The sequence below is a fragment of the Acinetobacter gerneri DSM 14967 = CIP 107464 = MTCC 9824 genome (genome assembly GCF_000368565.1).
In the GTDB taxonomy this organism is placed as follows: Bacteria; Pseudomonadota; Gammaproteobacteria; order Pseudomonadales; family Moraxellaceae; genus Acinetobacter; species Acinetobacter gerneri.
In genome coordinates, this window is record NZ_KB849538.1 from 77,834 (window position 1) to 95,447 (window position 17,614).

The 17,614-nt window shown below is 38.3% G+C and carries 12 protein-coding genes, 1 pseudogene and 1 other annotated feature; of the genes and pseudogenes, 7 read left to right on the top strand and 6 right to left on the bottom strand.

Features of this window, described 5'->3' with window-relative positions:
• Positions 1 to 248 precede the first annotated feature (248 nt).
• The 3 genes from F960_RS03825 to F960_RS03835 are packed head-to-tail and all read left to right on the top strand — an operon-like array spanning position 249 to position 6,443.
• Positions 249 to 917: a hypothetical protein gene (locus F960_RS03825; protein WP_004858414.1), complete on the top strand. Its 669-nt coding sequence runs from the start codon at positions 249 to 251 to the stop codon at positions 915 to 917.
• Positions 917 to 3,244, top strand: coding sequence for a hypothetical protein (locus tag F960_RS03830; RefSeq protein ID WP_004858417.1), 2,328 nt, complete (start codon positions 917 to 919; stop codon positions 3,242 to 3,244). The genes F960_RS03825 and F960_RS03830 overlap by 1 nt, the downstream gene beginning before the upstream one ends.
• Positions 3,228 to 6,443: a tyrosine-type recombinase/integrase gene (locus F960_RS03835; RefSeq protein ID WP_004858420.1), complete on the top strand. Its 3,216-nt coding sequence runs from the start codon at positions 3,228 to 3,230 to the stop codon at positions 6,441 to 6,443. The genes F960_RS03830 and F960_RS03835 overlap by 17 nt, the downstream gene beginning before the upstream one ends.
• A 214-nt stretch (positions 6,444 to 6,657) precedes the next feature.
• Here F960_RS03835 and F960_RS03840 read toward each other — a convergent pair.
• Positions 6,658 to 7,877, bottom strand: a protein-coding gene (locus tag F960_RS03840) for an IS3 family transposase (RefSeq protein WP_085945812.1) whose coding sequence is annotated in 2 segments (ribosomal slippage) — positions 6,658 to 7,601 and positions 7,601 to 7,877 — 1,221 coding nt in all. Because the reading frame shifts where the segments join, the coding sequence is not laid out codon by codon here.
• Positions 7,486 to 7,602, bottom strand: a sequence feature (AL1L pseudoknot). Its footprint overlaps the gene before it by 117 nt.
• A 328-nt stretch (positions 7,878 to 8,205) precedes the next feature.
• On the opposite strand from F960_RS03840, the gene F960_RS03850 reads away from it, so the two are divergent.
• The 4 genes and pseudogenes from F960_RS03850 to F960_RS03865 form a co-directional block, all read left to right on the top strand.
• Entirely contained in the window at positions 8,206 to 8,448 is a 243-nt protein-coding gene (locus F960_RS03850) for a helix-turn-helix transcriptional regulator (protein ID WP_228134750.1), read from the top strand.
• A gap of 177 nt (positions 8,449 to 8,625) precedes the next feature.
• The gene (locus F960_RS03855; protein WP_004282130.1) at positions 8,626 to 8,934 is read left to right on the top strand and encodes a helix-turn-helix transcriptional regulator; all 309 of its coding nucleotides are present in this window, start codon (positions 8,626 to 8,628) and stop codon (positions 8,932 to 8,934) included.
• Positions 8,931 to 10,220, top strand: a complete 1,290-nt coding sequence (locus F960_RS03860) for a type II toxin-antitoxin system HipA family toxin (RefSeq protein WP_004858425.1) — start codon at positions 8,931 to 8,933, stop codon at positions 10,218 to 10,220. Before F960_RS03855 ends, F960_RS03860 begins: the two co-directional genes overlap by 4 nt.
• 416 nt (positions 10,221 to 10,636) lie before the next feature.
• Positions 10,637 to 10,867, top strand: a pseudogene (locus tag F960_RS03865) (transposase domain-containing protein); the annotation flags it as partial.
• Positions 10,868 to 11,377: 510 nt separating this feature from the next.
• Here the strand turns inward: F960_RS03865 and F960_RS03870 are convergent.
• The 5 genes from F960_RS03870 to F960_RS03890 all read right to left on the bottom strand — a co-directional run bounded on the left by F960_RS03870 (position 11,378) and on the right by F960_RS03890 (position 17,529).
• Positions 11,378 to 12,709: an MFS transporter gene (locus F960_RS03870; protein ID WP_004858430.1), complete on the bottom strand. Its 1,332-nt coding sequence runs from the start codon at positions 12,707 to 12,709 to the stop codon at positions 11,378 to 11,380.
• A 108-nt stretch (positions 12,710 to 12,817) separates the two neighbouring features.
• Entirely contained in the window at positions 12,818 to 13,843 is a 1,026-nt protein-coding gene (locus F960_RS03875) for an enoyl-CoA hydratase/isomerase family protein (RefSeq protein ID WP_004858432.1), read from the bottom strand.
• Between the two features lie 13 nt (positions 13,844 to 13,856).
• Entirely contained in the window at positions 13,857 to 14,630 is a 774-nt protein-coding gene (locus tag F960_RS03880) for an enoyl-CoA hydratase (protein WP_004858435.1), read from the bottom strand.
• Between the two features lie 77 nt (positions 14,631 to 14,707).
• A complete protein-coding gene (locus tag F960_RS03885; RefSeq protein WP_004858439.1) occupies positions 14,708 to 15,835 on the bottom strand; it encodes an acyl-CoA dehydrogenase family protein in 1,128 nt (375 codons plus the stop codon).
• 20 nt (positions 15,836 to 15,855) lie between these two features.
• Positions 15,856 to 17,529: an AMP-binding protein gene (locus tag F960_RS03890; protein WP_004858443.1), complete on the bottom strand. Its 1,674-nt coding sequence runs from the start codon at positions 17,527 to 17,529 to the stop codon at positions 15,856 to 15,858.
• Between the last annotated feature and the right edge of the window lie 85 nt (positions 17,530 to 17,614).

A 17,614-nucleotide genomic window follows, 5' to 3' on the forward strand; every position in this document is an offset into this window, starting at 1 on the left:
AATATTTGTAACAATTTCTACCTGTTTCAATTTTTTAATTTCCTAAGTAAGAACCTCTATATCTTTAAATATACAGCATGTTATAGATTGTTATTTAGTTCTTAAAATTATATAAAAATAACAACATATTGTATATTAATTGTTAATATACACAAGATATAGGGTGGATCAACCTTGTTTAATATTTCAAAAAACTATAAGAATATTCACTTGATTATTTTTTACACTTTTTGGGGACTCTCATTTCTATGGGAACAGCTTTTGATTTTGATGAAGAATTTGGCATACCAAAAAAATTGTTGTGCAAAAATTTTAATAAAGTCCAAATCAGTGTACATCCTTATTTTTCTGGAATTTATCTTTGCTATCAAGAGGCTTTTAAATCCTTAAAAACTGATTTGTCTACATTAAATCCAAGTATCGAACTTCACGTATGGAAAGATCCTAATATCTCTGGTTTTACCATTACAAATAATTTTCAGTGGTTTATATATTGGTCTCAGCACATACCAAAAAGTATTAACTTACTTGTTCATTCTTTCCCTCAAAATGAGGAGAAAGTTGAACTATTAAAAAAAGAGGCAAGTTCAGAATTCATAAAATTTCTGTTCTTTTATCATGAACTGGACCGACTTAACCCTAAAAAAATGCAATCGCTGATTAATGCCCATATTTCATCTGAAGTTATCCTGGCTTTAAACAAAGAAAATTCTTTCAAACCTCACCGTACTATGAGCTTAGACCTGCTAGCAAAACTACTCTCATACACACGAAATCAACTGAATTACCGCAATAAAGTTATAAACCGGAAAAGACAAAATGTGCTTGATCAACTACAACAAACCAGTGGGATTGTGCAACAGCTTTTAAACAATGTGGACTTCGTTCTCACGCCAGATCAGCTATGGAAAACATAATGTCAGAACCTAACCCAAGCCGTCAAAATGCTGCTGATATTCCGCGGGTATCATTAAAACAGACACTGGAAAAACTCTTTGATGATGAGCAACTCCAACGTACCGAACATATTCAATATGTTGCTGATTTACTGATTTCACACCCAACCGATCAATGTCTACAGGGTCTCAATCTCGATCTATTAGATTTTGATCTAGTAACCAATTCTGTTGTTGCTAGACCAGCTGCCTTGGTCTCATCTCGGAAACATACTGTTAGCGCAACACCAGTCACTTGGTATGTGAACTCAATTGCACAATTAGCAGAGTCAGAAGGAAATGCTTTAATCTGGAATATCCTGGTCTTAAAAGCAGCAATCTATTTAATTGCACTGCCAGACATTAAACCTGAACTTTTTGAAGAGGATCACACTGAACATTTCAATACTGTAAAACGTTTATTTCAGCGTTTCCGTACAGCCAATCGGGTTCTAAATTCTGAAAAAGAATATCAAAATACTCCTGAATACCTACTCCTTTGGGAGAAGCATCTTAAGAATCCTACTCGCTCCTTAGCGAAATTTGTTCAATATTTGAATAATGTCATTGATGAAGATAGTAATAAAAAGTCGTCAAATGATTTTATGCAAAACCTGCTAAAAGTTATCTGTATCAGCTTTAATTACGTTTTGAAAAATAGGGCAAAAATTGCCAAAGCGAGTATTGAAACTACACTACAACATGAATTTTTAGATGAAGATCAGCTGATTGAAGAAAGTTCAGAAGTTCAGAAGGGGAAAAAGTCAAAAGCGCTCAATATAGAAAAACAACTAGATGACCAAGATACACGTCAAATACTTGTAGACCCAACCATCGTTACCCCTCTTGCTGCATATTCAGAATCCAGCCAGAGCTATGTGCTGCCTCTGGTTGCCAAGCATATTCAACGAAAAGAACATTTGCTGCCATACAGCAGCCTCTTTCCTAATATCACAAATATAAGTGCTCTACTTACTGAACTATATAAAAATTACATTGTTGAAATTGAAGAGGACTCTAACGACAAGGATAAAGAAACCAAAAAAAAGAAGGCATCCTTGATCCTGATGCTGTCATTTCTGACCGGAAATAAAATCCAGGAGTGGCTACGTCTACAAAGTAAACGTGCTAAAAATTTAAATGCTCGCCAACAGATCAAGCAAAGCAATGGCCAATATTTTCTGAGAAGTAAATTTTCAATTTTTGAAAATAAGGATTTTGCTTATCCAGATGGTTTGCTCAACCAAACAGTCTATCTGGATATCCCAATTCCAAATTCATTTATTGCTTTGCTACGAGATGGTAACACCGTTACGGAAGAGGACCTTAAGCAACATTTGAAACAGCTGAGAGCCAAATTTTATATTCCAAAATTATCATTGATAAGAATTAGCTCTCTTTTACATCAGACTATTTTGCAACGCACTGGAAATAAACAGCTTGCTGACCTTCTCACCGGTATTGATGCAAACAAGTCTTCTTCTACTTCTTATTGTCATCAGAATATTCAGGCTTTACAGACCGAGTATGTCTCAATTTTAAAAGAGCTGTGTGAGTCGTTATCCGATGACTACCAGAATATCGAATATGTTGCAGAAAAAAACTTTGGTAGCCGCAAAGCACCTACTTCAAATGTGATTCAAAATATCTTTGCCACACTCAAATTCAGAATAATTTCACAAAAAGAAGACGACTGGATAGCAATTTTCAATCATTACAATCTGTGGATATGGCATTTTTTGTTGCTCTTTACTGCTGCACGACCAGTCGCTGAATTTCCAGGTTTTTTAAAAAGCTTTAACCTGAAAAGAAAAATATGCATGGTTTCTGATAAAGAGGTGGGTGGGCGTCAAGGCTATGGACGTTTAATTCCACTGGGTCATTTTGTTGTACAAGAACTCCAGAAATTCATAGATTTTTTACATTATTTTAAAATTCAAATTGCTCCTAGTCAGCCAGAAATTCCACAACATATTCAACAAATTTTAGAGAGCAAGCTCCCACTGTTGAATATCTTTCAGGATGGTCAATGGAAACCCTTAAAGCCATCGATTATAAAAAAATTTAATCCTGAGTTAGGTTTGCACCATGAAAACTGGCACCGGCATACTGCCCGTGCGTTTCTCAGCCATAAAATTAGCGAAATTGAAATTTTAGCTTTATTCGGTCATGAACCGATGCAGCAAGAAGCTGCTCATCCTTATTCCAGCTTATCTATTTCACAATATTCAAGCATTGCTCATATTCTTGAACAAATGAAAGATCATTTTAATATTACCGGTATTGAACTCGATGTCCTCACTCAATAAACGTACTAAGCAAATTCAACCACTATATGCAGAAGAACGTAGAAAACGAGACCGACTCGATCAGGAAAAACAGCTTAGAGCAGATGTAGAACAGGAACTAATTCAATATTTCCAAGAACAAGATTTGGAACAAAAAGAGCACCTTGAATCCTTCTATCCAGCAATTTATGAGTTTATTAAACGCAAAGCTTCAAGCTTGGCATGGAAAAAATATGCGCATGAATTTTTTCGGTCATATATCAAGCGAATCAATTTAAATCGTCGTGAGACTTTGCCCCTACCGAATCTGACATTTGAGATGCAGCGTGATCAGCCGGTTTTTACAATGGACTGGATCGAGAAGGGACATCAGGTTGATGAAGTTCTTGATAAGCTTTGGGACTACTGGATTCTAGCGAAAGATAGCCAGGCATTTTCTGATGATGAAATCATTGGGAATATTGTTATTTCTGCCCTGCTTTACTCAGGCTTAAATCAAAAATCCTCTTTAGAAGCTTTGCTTGAACATTTAAAAGATCCGGCAAAAATCAGAAAGATCGAAGATCTGAACATTATATTTTTAGAACCGCTCTCCCCCTCTTATGGAGATCTCTTTATTGATGAAAAAACCATCCGTAAATCGCGTAATTTTATTCCGGATCAAATTACACGCTTATGGTTAATTCATTTTAATAGCAGAAATATTCGTACAGTAAACCAGAAGGTAGAAGACTATCTACAGCTTATTTTTAATAAGATTAAGTTACCATTTAATCTCAAAACTTATAAATTGTTACGCGACTACGCCAACTTTAACTGGATGCAACTCCCGAAAGTTGACATTGATCCTGCACTTTCACAATGCCTCATTGAGAATACTGCAACCTGTGGCTTATCAGAAATAGAATTTGAAAGATTTCTTCATCCAAAATTTAAATATCAGCAGGACACTCGTACTGATTCAAATGTAGAAAAATCACCATCTACTGTGAGTCAATCCTACTCTAATGATGACATTCAGCAAGCCTTGGATGATGTTATAAAGATTCACAAAGACCTTTTACAACTGATTCGTACATCACAAACTGATCAAAGTATCGATGCATTAATCATTGAATATTGCATTGAAAATACTAATAAATTTAATGAGTACAGTAAACGTGTCGCCTTATGGCTCATCAGCCTTTATAAACCAGAATTAGAACAGATTCAGCCACTGGCTGAACGTTTTAATTTTTGCGTAAACCAATTTCAAAAATCGTTTCAGCAGAATAAGCGTTTAAAAGACGGTTCGATTTACACTTATTATTCGCGTATTGCCGAGCCATGGCTCACCCATTCTTTACAATATCTAGATAGCGAAGATGATCTGAATACGAACCTAGCGAAGATCTACCAACAAATCATCACGAATACCCGACTCGCAGATGAAGCAGGCCAACCTGAGTTTAAAAAATCCAGTGGTCAGACCGTCAGGATGTTGAAACGCTTCCATAGCTTTCAACAAACAGTTTTTGACGCTGAGTCTCTCGAATTAGAGTCAATTGCCATACAAAACAGACCGAGAGCACGTATCATTGGTCCCATGACTTATCAAGCTTTCATGAACAAGTTAGATACCTTATTTTCAGGGGCTAATAGTCAAGAAAATACTTATAAGACATTAAAAATCATCTATATCTTAGCTTACCGTACCGGTATGCGTATTAATGAAATTCTCGGCTTACGTGTGCGGGATATCGAGGGCTTGAGCTGTCTATCCGTATGGATTCAGCCCTACGGCTCAAAAAAGAAAGGAAACTTACATCAACTTAAAACAGATAGTGCTGAACGCAAAGTCCCTGTGTATTGCTTATTAAAAACCGATGAATATCAACTATTTCATAATCATGTAGTCGAGCAACGACTACTCAATCAGGAAAACTTATACCTATTCCGTAATTGGAATGAAAATAGCAAGCTGAACAAACATACGGTGACAACACCTTTTAGAATGATTATGAACGAGCTTTTTAAAACTCATGATTATTCTTTTCACTCATTTCGACACACGGCTGCCAATCACTTATCCGTTCTGCTCAACTGCGATTACGCTCCACTGGTCAAGAATCTGACGGATTATACTGAAGAACAATATCAGTCCATTCGGACAGAGTTACTCCGTCATACACATGGTCAAAATCATTGGTTTATGATTGCCCATTTACTGGGTCACATTGACCCTACAGAAACTTTTAAAAGTTATATTCATCTAAGCTACCTGATTGCTGGACATAAAATACTGCAATATCACCCAGACATCGATACTCAACTGGCAAAAAAGATGATGGGCTACCTACCTTCTTTCAAATTTTTAAACACAGCGAAAGATTCTGCTCCATTCAATTTCGAAAAACATTCTGTCCATTTAAGTCAGCAGTTACTCAACGATCAAACTGACTGGTTAAAAAGTAACGTAGAAGACATTCTAGATGAGGTTTCTTGTAACACTCCGCCTCATGACTTTTTTAAATATTTCGCGGGAACAAAAGAATCTAAAGTTTCATTTGCATGGTTTTTTAAATGCCTAAATTTACTAGAAATTCATCATGATCCAGATCGGGTATCACAAGAAATGAGTTTACCTGTCGAACTGGTTAACTATTGGTATGAAAATGCCAAACAACTGGGCCAACTCAAGTCTCAAAAAAACAACCCAAGGTTATTTGATCTCAACAATACAAATCATCTGGATAAACCGTTGAAACCTGCCATGATTGATACCATTGAAGAGCGCACAGCAAGGAACTATTTCTTTGAAAATATTCAAAATATCTTTGAAAAAAAACCAGATCAAATAAAAGTGGTGCTTGAGACATTTTTAAATCGTGTTACGGTTTCGCATACCGGCATTCATTATCGATGGAATAAAATCGATCAATTGGAATCATTTTATTTCAAGGTAATAGACCTGTTTCCCCATCAGTTTTGGCATTTGCTTGGACAAGACTTGGTACAATTGTTAGATAAAAAGAAACAACCTTTGTTACTAAAGCTGGCTAAATCGAGCACAACAGAGCATCCTACGACCCAAGAAGATTATGTTCGTCTCCAGCTTTACTCAACAAAAGACGCCAAAGCACTGGCAGCGTTTAAATTCTGTTTACATCTAGCCTGTATTGGTAGACCTCGATCTCTTGAACTCCAAGTTGCAGGACTAGAAATCACTATATGCTGTTAAAAATTTAACCGTTGTTTCCTTATCTAAAATTAAATTTAATATCTCGCAGATTCAAATACCAAGTGCGACATATTTGTAGTTAGTTGAAAAATTTAGGTATATTAAAATCATTAGACTTTTTTCAACTCGCAATTGGAAAGCACCCAATGAAGCAATACACCCAACTTTCTCAAGATGAACCGTACCGGGTTTGTCGGAGACTTTTTTATTTAAGTTAGGCCACCTGACCTAACGGGTTAATCTTATCATAGTACATTGCTTCAAACTCAAAAGGCGATACATAACCCAGTGCACTGTGTACACGCTTTTTATTGAACCAATCTACCCAGTTTAGTGTCGCAAGTTGTACATCTGCTAAACCTTGCCAATCTGCTTTTAAATATTCAATCACCTCTGTTTTGTATAAGCCATTCACCGTTTCAGCCAGAGCATTATCGTATGAATCACCAGTTGTACCGACTGATGCTCGTAAATTTGCAGCTTCTAAACGATTGGTATAGCGAATAGAAAGATATTGAACACCTCTATCGGAATGATGAATCACATTCTTTGGCATGCCTCGATCGTGCAATGCTTGCTCAAGTGCATCGAGCACCATATCTGTATTCATCCGTGTCGATACTTTCCATCCAACAATTGCTCGTGAGAACACATCAATAATAAAGGCGGTATAGACCCAGCCTGAATGAGTTTGAATATACGTAAAGTCACTCACCCACAGTTGGTCAGGATGATCAGCATTAAAATTACGTTTCACTAAATCATCTGCTCTTTTTTGATCATCTCGGCTACGGGTGGTTTGTTTATTCTTACCACGCCAAACACCTTGTATAGCTAGCTTCTGCATCAATCGAGCAACTGTACAACGTGCGATAACATAACCTTCACGTTTCAATTGTTGCCAGACCTTACGCACACCATATCGACCTGAACTTTCTTTCCAAATTCGTTTAATTTGTTCAGCATGATGCTCATCATGTAGATCTCGTTTCGCTCGATGTTCTGGATTGTCAGCGAGATCTAAAGTTCGGTAATAGGTTGAAGCTGCGATTGGTAAAATTCTACAAATCGCATCAACACCATATAAATCTTTATTGTTATGGATGAAATCCACCATTATTTGTGTGGGCGGTCGAGCTCCGCCTGGGCGAAAAAAGCGGCTGCTTTACGTAGAATTTCATTGGCACGCTTTAATTCTTTAATTTCACGTTCCATTTGTTTCATTTTTTCTTGATCAGATATCTGTTGTACTTTAATAGGATTTTGCTGATCTAAATGCTTTTGATGCCAGGCACGAAGTGTTTCAGGAGTACAACCAATCTTAGGCGCAATTGCTGTGATTGCAGCCCAATTCGATGGATAATCTTTTTCAGATTCAATCAATAATTGAACCGCTCTTTCTCTGATTTCAGGGGTATATTTTAATTTTGTCATCGGGATAGTCTCTCAGAATATTGACTCTCCGATAAACCCGGTACGGTTCAGTCCTCTCCAATAATTTAAATGCAAGGTATAAGAATCCCCCTTCTTCTCAAGCTGTATATGTCTGGCCTAATTCCGTCAGTTGATTGCAAACTGCTACTATATATTGGATTTTATTAACCTGATGAGAGGCAAAATCGAATCTTATAAATCAATAACTATTCAAGAACCAGTATACAAAGTTTGCTATATAGCGAACATTCATCATAATTAGCTAAAAGTTTGCTATATGGCTAACAAATTTCGGGAGAAAAAAATTGATATGGCTACAAGAGGCTAAATAGGTAAAGAAATACGTTTAGCAAGAAAAGGGTTAGGCTATACACAGAAAAGTCTTTCAGAAAAGACTAAAGTCAATAAAACAACAATTTCAGAGATAGAGAATGGCCGTTTTACAGGTTCATTTGACATATTTGAACGTGTGCTTGATGGCGTGGGTTTACAATTCGAAGTGAATAAAAAAAAGTTTAAATTGCCACAGTGGGATGAAATTGAAGAAATATTTGCAGAATATGATGAATGAGATTATTTACAGGCTCTTATCATTTGGTATTTACATCCAACAACATAGATATAACATCTGCATACATACAAGTAGGGCTATTTTACAGATCGAAATGATAAATTCATAAATTGCTTTTCAAAAAAAAAGAAACTAATATGTTTCTTATAGGACCTAAAAGCAATAAATGTATCTACAATGAATAAGTCTTTACTTCAGCAAATCAAAAAAAGACGAACCCAATTGGGCTTAAAGCAAGTTGATATGCAATCACGTACAGGCATTTCAAGACAGCAGTACCAAAAACTGGAAAGTCAGGGCAACCCTCGATTAGAGACCTTAGAAATTATAGCGGCAGGATTAAATGCTCAACTGATGCTCATCCCTGATGATAAGGTTCATTTGATCAGACAATTATTGAATGATGAAATTAAAGTCACTATTGAAGATCAGGATGACTTAATGACTAACCCATGGAAGGGTCTTCTCGGAGGAGAGGAACCATGAATACTGTTGCCGTCCTGGAATTAACATTACATCACGCTGTCATTGGATACTTGGCAGGATTTCAGAGCGGAAAAAATATTCTGGTTTTTACGGATTCTTTCCGATTTGATCAGCAACGCCCGACCTTGAGCTTGCTTACTTCCCCCTTGTATCCCCAAGCAGATAAGATTTTAGAAAAGACCTATGTTACACATCAGCGCTTACACCCCTTGCTATCAAACTTGCTACCAGAAGGTGCATTACGCGAACTAATTGCACAAAGCCTCAAAATCCATATAGACAATGAATTTCAGTTATTGGCAGCTTTAGGTCATGACTTACCTGGAGCACTCATTGCGACCCCATTAGATCCAGAAGAAATCCCAGATGAAATAAAATTCAAGCTTCAGATCTCGAATCCAGATCAGATCTTAAAACAAGAGATTCGAACAGATAATAAGTTTTCCTTGGCCGGCGTCCAAATGAAGTTTTCCATGAAAGCCAAAGACGGGCGTTTTACATTAGCGCAGGCAACGGAATCCAGTCTACTCGGGGATTGGATTATCAAAACTCCTTCTTCCAGACATGCTTTTGTTCCACTGAATGAATATTCTATGATGACCCTTGCCAAAATGGTCGGAATAGATGTCCCTGAGATTCGCTTGGTGGATATGGCACTCTTACAAGACCTTCCACCATTAAATTTACCCCAAGAGCAATATGCTTTTGCAATTAAGAGATTCGATAGACAGAGTACTGCTAACACTACAGAGCTTATTCATATTGAAGATTTTGCTCAGATCTTTGGTGCATATCCACATCAGAAATACAGTACCACAAATTATGAGCAGATAGGCAAGATCATTTACCAGTATTCAGATAACAAAATTTCTGATATTCAGCAATTTGCCAGCCGTTTACTCATCAATATTTTACTCGCCAATGGAGATGCACACTTAAAGAACTGGAGTATGATTTATCACGATAAAAGAACACCAAGATTATCTCCCGCATACGATATATTGATGACAAGTGTATATATTGAAAATGAGCGTCACTTCGCATTGAATCTTGCCAAAAATAAAGATTGGTATTTAGCTGAGATGAAACACTTTGAACAATGGGCAGAAAAAGTCGGTGTTCCATGGCGTGTAATTGAAAAACAACTTCACGAGATCATGGACAAAGCACGGTCAGTATGGCCAGCGCTATTACTAGATTTACCAATGGGTTCTGCCCATAAAGAAAAACTAAGAGAGCATTGGAAAAAATTGCATCCAGACTTTCAAATACTTGCAAATGATTAGAACCCGTAAATACGGTGAGTCTGATAACTGCTATGGTAGCTTATCGTTTTTGACTGGGAAAATCTTGATGGTAGTCATCTCAATTACGCCGCAACGATTGATTCATTGCAATAGATTCCATTAGATTGTAAATGTCTAATTAGATTTCTTTAATCTATTAGGATCTAATCAGCCAATAAAGCACCTTTTCACCGATCAACCGACACATTTTATAACTCCATTATTTTGTGGCTTAATAGCCATATCTAAACATAAGACACAATATTATGGATTTAAGATTCAGAAAACCTGACAAAGTTATTGCGTTATGATGTGCGAGACTTCGTAAAGAGCGACTGTTGAGTAGCCACCGATTTAATCCAACGCAGCCTAATCAACGGTGGGTTACTGATACAAGAAGCACTGCTTCGCAAGGGGTGGAGAACCAAATGCGCCCCTGGGCGTTGGGACGTAAGAACTGGCTGGTTGCTGGCTCACTGCGCATTGGTCAGCGAGCGGCGAACATCATGCCTTTAATCCAGTCAGTAAAACTGAATAGGCTAGATCCTTATGCCTATTTAAGTGATGTGCTGAAAAGGCTGCCGACACTGAAAGTGACCCAAATAGAAGAATTACTGCCACACCGATGGAAACCCAACTCAAATTAAAAAATAGCGATGGGGCTCAGCGGACGCTTACCAAGAATCTAGGTCAATTTGTTTGACTATTGCTGCTTACCAAATTCAGGACTCCTCAGCAGCTAAATAATTTTTATCAAATAGTAAAAAATAAAAATAATAAAAAATAGAAGCATATTTTATGTTGGTTATTATTGTTGAATTTTAATGCATATTAAAGTGACTAACTTCTTCTTACTCTACCCTACTTTAAATTACATCATTAAATATTAAGGAATTAAGTATTTGTTTTATATGTATTTAGTTTAATGTACTTTTAATATATTTAATGTAATTTATGTCGGTGAACCTTGCCAAGGTTGGGGTCGGGAGTTCGAGTCTCCTTTCCCGCTCCAGATACGAAAAAGCCCTTATCGAAAGATAAGGGCTTTTTTTTGTATATTAAAAATTGAAAAAAACAAATTGAATCCCGTTTAGCAACATGCAACCAGCCCTTTGTTATTTGACTACAAAAGGCTTGAAAAGCGTTAATAAAATATATTAAGAAATTGATTTTTGAATATATTTTTTATTTTCCTGCGTTTTAAAATCAGGCTTCATAAACGATACTGCTACAATCGCAATCAACGCCATACACAGCATATAGATGACAATCAATGAAGGATTTCCATGACCAATACTCAGAAGTTTTGTTGCAATTAATGGTGCAAGACCTCCTCCGATAATGCCAGCAAACTGCACTGAAATAGAAATACCACTATAACGAATTTCTGCAGGAAACTGCCGAGCAAACAATTGCGATTGAGGTGCGTACATAATTGGAAATACTACGCCTACGCCTACTACAATTGCAGTCCAAACTAGAATAGGATCTTTAGTATTTAACATGCTGAAAAATGGGTAACAATAGAGCGCCAATACAATCAAACCGAATCTAAACATATTGCGCTGACCAACTTTATCAGACAAATGTCCACACAAAGGTGTCATAAATAAAATGACGAAGGCACCACAAATCGTTGCAAATAAGATCTCCTGTCTTGCGATACCCAATTGCGTTGTTGTGTAAGCCAAAGCAAATGTTGAAGCAATATAAAACCACGCATTTTCCGCAGCACGAGCAAATATAATACTGAGCAATTGTTTTGGATGATGCTTAAATACTTGTAATGCTGGTACTTTTATTTCCTTACTTTGATCTTTCACTTTTTCAAAATCAGGCGACTCTGGCACTTTGACTCGAATATACCAACCTACACCAAGCAAAATGATACTGGCTAAGAATGGTAGTCTCCATCCCCAGCTAAACAATGCTGATTCAGGCAGTAAAGACACAAGGCCCAATGCGAGTGAGGCAAGCATCAACCCTCCACCAGTACTGGCTTGAGGTAAACTCCCCCAAAAGCCTTTTCTCCCTTCGGGTGCATGTTCCACAGCCATAAGTACAGCTCCGCCCCATTCACCGCCCATTGCCATCCCTTGGATAAAGCGCAAAATAATCAGGAAAAATGTTGCCCAATAACCAATACTTGCATAAGTAGGCAATAACCCGATCAATACAGTTGGAATCCCCATCATCATCAATGTCAGCAATAACATTGATTTACGTCCGATTTTATCACCGAAATGCCCAAAAATAATGCCACCTAATGGACGTCCAATGAAACCAACAGCATAAGTTGCAAATGCGGCCAGCACGCCAGTAAGCGGATCTAAATTTGGAAAAAACAATTTATTAAAAATTAAAGCGGCTGCAGCACCATAAATAAAAAAGTCATACCATTCGATAGTCGTCCCAACCATACTGGAGATACCAGCTAAACGATGTGATGATTTTTTCTGATTTACGTTATTTCCTTGTACTTGTGACATATTGATATCCATCCTTATCTTTTTTGTTTTTAAATGTCTATATTCCACCTTAAACATAGACATTGATCTTTCAGTTTTCTCCTTTAAAACGATATAAAAGCACTTGAATTACGCTAATTTTTCTAAAATTTGCTCCAATTCAGGATTGTTCTTTTGCCATTTTGGTGTTTTATCTTTATCAACAATCAAGGCACGTACACCCTCGATAAAGTCACCATGCTCAAACCAAATATCTTGTAGATCACGTTCTAACAGCATGCATTGTTGCAAAGACATTCCACGTCCCAAATGCTGTAGTTTCAAACTGGTTTGTTTGGCAATCAATGAACGTTGCTGCAAAAGCGACAAAATCTTCTCAGCCCATGCTTTGTATTGCTCATCCTTTTCATTTTCAAGGCTTTGCTCGATTTCATCGATATTTTCAAATGAGAAGTGTCGCGCAATCACATCACGTAAATCTTGCAATTGACTTGCGGCTGGATGAGTAATAAATCGAGAAATGATCTGTTCGATCTTTTCCTTGTTTAAGTTGTCAGATCCCGCTAGAGCATCTTGTAAAGCACCCAGTTGTTCACTCGGCACATGATAGTCAATCAAGTCCAAATACAAGGCATCACTACTACTAATTTGCTCACCAGTCGTTGCCATATAGACCCCGATATCATCGAGCCTTGATAAGAAATGGGTCGCACCAACATCAGGGAAAAAACCGATCGCTGTTTCAGGCATGGCAAAGCGTGATTTCTCACTACTGATAATGATATGGCAAGCCTCTGCCAAACCAAAACCACCACCAAGCACATAGCCATCAAGCATCACCACAACTGCTTTTTGATAGGCACGAATTGCATCAAGCATTTGATATTCAGCAATAAAATAGCCTTTATAATCAGGTGCACTATTTTTATAACAATCATATAAATAGCGAATGTCCCCACCCGCACAAAATGCTTTTGGACTATTGGACTTAATCAAAATTGCCTGTACCGAATCATCATTTTTCCAATGTTCGAGCTGTGCAATGATGTCCTCGATCATATTCAGTGAAAGTGCATTGAGGTGAGCAACTCGGTTGAGTGCAATGATCCCCAAAGCGCCTTGTTGTTCGATATCGAGTTGATTTTCAATATTCATCTAGCGCCTCTTTTTATTGATTTTTAAATATCGCTTGGCGTTTTTCAACAAAAGCCTGCATTCCTTCTTTTTGATCCAAAGTCGCAAAAATCGAGTGGAAGGTTCGTCGTTCAAAACGTAAACCTTCTGCAAGGCTCACCTCAAATGCACGATTGATTGACTCCTTGATCATCATGGTTGCCGTCAACGATTTTTCTGCGATTTTCTCAGCTGCTGCAAGCGTTTCTTCTAACAAAGTTGCTTTTGGAAATATACGTGCCACTAGACCACTTTGTTCAGCTTCTTCAGCAGCCATTTGACGTGCAGTTAAACACATTTCCATTGCTTTTGCTTTGCCAATCGCCAAAGTCAAACGTTGTGTCCCACCAATGCCTGGAATCACGCCCAATGTTACTTCTGGCAAACCAAATTTGGCATTATCCGCACAGTAAATAAAATCACACATCAATGCCAATTCACATCCACCACCCAGTGCATAACCGCTCACAGCTGCGATCAAAGGTTTACGGCGTTGAGCAATGCGATCTGCAAGATTGAAAAAATCATCATAATAAATATCTGGGAAATTGAGTTCAGCCATTTCCTTAATATCTGCTCCTGCAGCAAATGCTTTTTCTGAACCTGCCAAAACGATGCAACCAATTTCACGATCTTTTTCAAGTTCATCCAGTGCCAAGTTGATTTCACTAATCAATTGACTGTTTAAGGCATTCAATGCCTGTGGACGATTAAGCTGAATCAGTCCAACCCCATTTTGTTTTTGCAATATGATGCTTTGCCATTGCATGATTGATTCCCTATTCTTACTGAATTATTTAACTGTTTTTGCTTTAAATTTTGCGAACAATTTTCAATGAAAATGCACTATAAACTGCGTGCAATAACCAAGCGCTGTATATCACTGGTTCCTTCGTAAATCTGGCAAATACGTGCATCACGATAAATTCGCTCAATCGGGAAATCTTTGAGATAGCCATAGCCACCAAACACTTGTAATGCTGCTGAACAGACGCGCTCTGCCATTTCCGAAGAAAAAAGTTTTGCCATAGAAGCTTCATTTAAACAGGGTTGCCCTGCTTCTTTTAAACGTGCTGCATGGTGGACCAATTGTCTTGCTGCTTCGATTTCTGTTGCCATACTGGCAAGTCGAAATGCAATGGCTTGATGTTCAAATATAGGCTTACCAAAAGTGATGCGCTCTTTGGCATATTTGGTTGCTTCTTCTAGTGCTGCACGCGCCAAACCCACTGCCTGTGCTGCGATACCAATACGTCCACCTTCAAGATTTGCCAATGCTATTTTCAAGCCTTCACCCTCTTGACCGAGCATTAAGCTTTTGTGAATACGCACATCTGTCAATGCAATTTGACAGGTATCCGATGCATGTAGACCCAATTTTTCTTCGACTCGAATGACTTCATATCCCGGCGTTTCACGTGGAACTAGAAATGCACTGATGCCTTTTTTACCCGCACTTGGATCTGTGACCGCAAAGACGATAATTACCCCAGCATTGTCACCTGAAGTAATAAATTGCTTAGCCCCATTTAAAATATAGTCATCACCATCTTTGACCGCACGTGTCTTGATCGCAGCAGCATCAGAGCCTGTATGTGGCTCAGTCAATGCAAATGCACCGATCATTTCACCTTGTGCCAACGGAACTAAAAAGCGTTGTTTCTGTTCTTCTGTACCAAATTTTAAAATTGGAACACAGCCAACTGAGTTATGTACGCTCATGATAGTCGAGGTTGCACCATCAGCAGCTGCAATTTCCTCAAGCGCCATCACATAAGCCAAATTTCCAGTTTCAGAACCGCCCCATTGATCAGGGATTAACATACCTAAAAAACCCAGTTGTCCCATTTGTGCCAATGCATCTTTAGGGAAAATGCCATGCTTATCCCACTCGCTGGCATTAGGTTTGATTTGTTCTTGAGCAAAACTCCGAGCCATATCCTGTATGAGTAGTTGTTCTTCACTAAATTGCATATTGTCTTCCTTCCAAATCTTTAGCTGGCAGTCTTATTTTCACTATGTTGCTGTGCGGCTTGTTGTTTAGCAATCTCTTGATTACGCAATAAAAAGCGTTGAATTTTTCCACTTGGTGTTTTAGGCAATTCGCTGACAAATTCTACAAGACGCGGATAAGCATGTGCGGATAGGCGTTTTTTGACGTATTGCCCTAATTCCTCAGCCAATTGCTCTGTTGCAGTCGCATCTTTTGCCAAGATGACAAATGCTTTTACGATCTCAGTTTTCTCAGGATCAGGGACACCAACGACTGCAGCTTCAACCACTGCATCATGTTCAAGGAGCGCACTTTCTACATCAAATGGACCGATACGATAGCCTGATGTGGTAATCACATCATCACTACGTCCCACAAAACTCATACTGCCATCTTCATGCAATTCGGCAGTATCCCCAGTCAAATAATAATGCTTAATAAATGGTGATTTTTGACTTTGTTTATAACCGCCAAACCACATCATCGGTGATTGGCTAATATCAACTGCCAATATTCCTGGAGTATCAGGTGGCAATTCTTCACCCTGTTCGTCCACCACAGCAACACGATAACCCGGACTTGCAAATCCTGCTGCACCTGCACGAACAGGATGCTCTAGACCATGATGATTGCAGACCACCATACCCACTTCAGTTTGACCATAATGGTCAAAGATTGGTGCATCTAATACCTGTTTAAACCATCGGATCACTTCAGGATTGAGAGGTTCACCCGCACTGCTGACCACACGGAACTGCCCTTTCAATGTTTCCATCAATTGTGGATCAGCTGCCATCATCATACGGTAAGCTGTTGGCGCACCTGCAAGATTGGTAATTTGATAATCTCGTACGATTTGCAGCAGACTATCGACGCTAAATCCACCTTCATAGAACAATGTCGCATGTCCGATAAATAATGGACCCGTAATACCGTAGTACAAGCCATAAGCCCAACCCGGATCAGCAATATTCCAAAATGAATCTTCTTCTCGCAGACCCACAGCATCAATCATATAGCGACCAAAAGCCAGTAAAGCTTTCAATGGCACTTGTAATGGTTTTGCCAGCCCTGTTGTGCCCGATGTAAACATCAATAAAAAAGGCTCATTGATATCACACATCACACATTCACATTGATCCGATTGGGCATTTAACACATCCCAAAAATTCAGATCACCTGCCTGCACGCCCTGACCTTGCAGATCTGCAACCGTTACGATTTGAGGACATTTTTCTACTTCATCAAGTTTGCTACGATTACCAACATCCGTTACTACCAGTTTGCTTTGTGCCAATTGCACTCGGTGTTCAATCGCTTTAGGACCAAAGGCCGTAAAGAGTGGTTGATAAACCGCACCAATTCTCCAAGCAGCTAAAATCGTAATCAATAACTCAGGGGTACGTGGCAACAAACCAGAAACTCGATCGCCTTTTTCTACACCTTGTGATTTTAAAAAGTTAGCGTATTGACTCGACCATGCTTTCAATTGCTTAAATGTGTATTGTTCTTTACGACCGTCTTTACCCTGCCAATACAAGGCAATTTTGTCGCCATCCGCATAACGATCACAACACTCATAACAAGCATTCAATGCATCTTTTGAACCTGACAACATATTTTGTGCAACATTCTCAAGATCAAAAGCTTGTGTTGCGTCTTGGTAATTTGACATCCTTTTATACCTCGGTCTAGATTTGTTGTTCTTCACGACGGGTTTCATAGATTATTTTAAAAATAGGCCTTCCTATGGCGATATT

What these genes read in the sequence shown, in the direction of transcription:
- F960_RS03830 (WP_004858417.1), top strand. Translation starts at nt 917, where the DNA reads ATGTCAGAACCTAACCCAAGCCGTCAAAATGCTGCTGATATTCCGCGG.
- F960_RS03870 (WP_004858430.1), bottom strand. Translation starts at nt 12,709, where the DNA reads ATGTCACAAGTACAAGGAAATAACGTAAATCAGAAAAAATCATCACAT.
- F960_RS03885 (WP_004858439.1), bottom strand. Translation starts at nt 15,835, where the DNA reads ATGCAATTTAGTGAAGAACAACTACTCATACAGGATATGGCTCGGAGT.
- F960_RS03880 (WP_004858435.1), bottom strand. Translation starts at nt 14,630, where the DNA reads ATGCAATGGCAAAGCATCATATTGCAAAAACAAAATGGGGTTGGACTG.
- F960_RS03855 (WP_004282130.1), top strand. Translation starts at nt 8,626, where the DNA reads ATGAATAAGTCTTTACTTCAGCAAATCAAAAAAAGACGAACCCAATTG.
- F960_RS03835 (WP_004858420.1), top strand. Translation starts at nt 3,228, where the DNA reads ATGTCCTCACTCAATAAACGTACTAAGCAAATTCAACCACTATATGCA.
- F960_RS03875 (WP_004858432.1), bottom strand. Translation starts at nt 13,843, where the DNA reads ATGAATATTGAAAATCAACTCGATATCGAACAACAAGGCGCTTTGGGG.
- F960_RS03825 (WP_004858414.1), top strand. Translation starts at nt 249, where the DNA reads ATGGGAACAGCTTTTGATTTTGATGAAGAATTTGGCATACCAAAAAAA.
- F960_RS03890 (WP_004858443.1), bottom strand. Translation starts at nt 17,529, where the DNA reads ATGTCAAATTACCAAGACGCAACACAAGCTTTTGATCTTGAGAATGTT.
- F960_RS03860 (WP_004858425.1), top strand. Translation starts at nt 8,931, where the DNA reads ATGAATACTGTTGCCGTCCTGGAATTAACATTACATCACGCTGTCATT.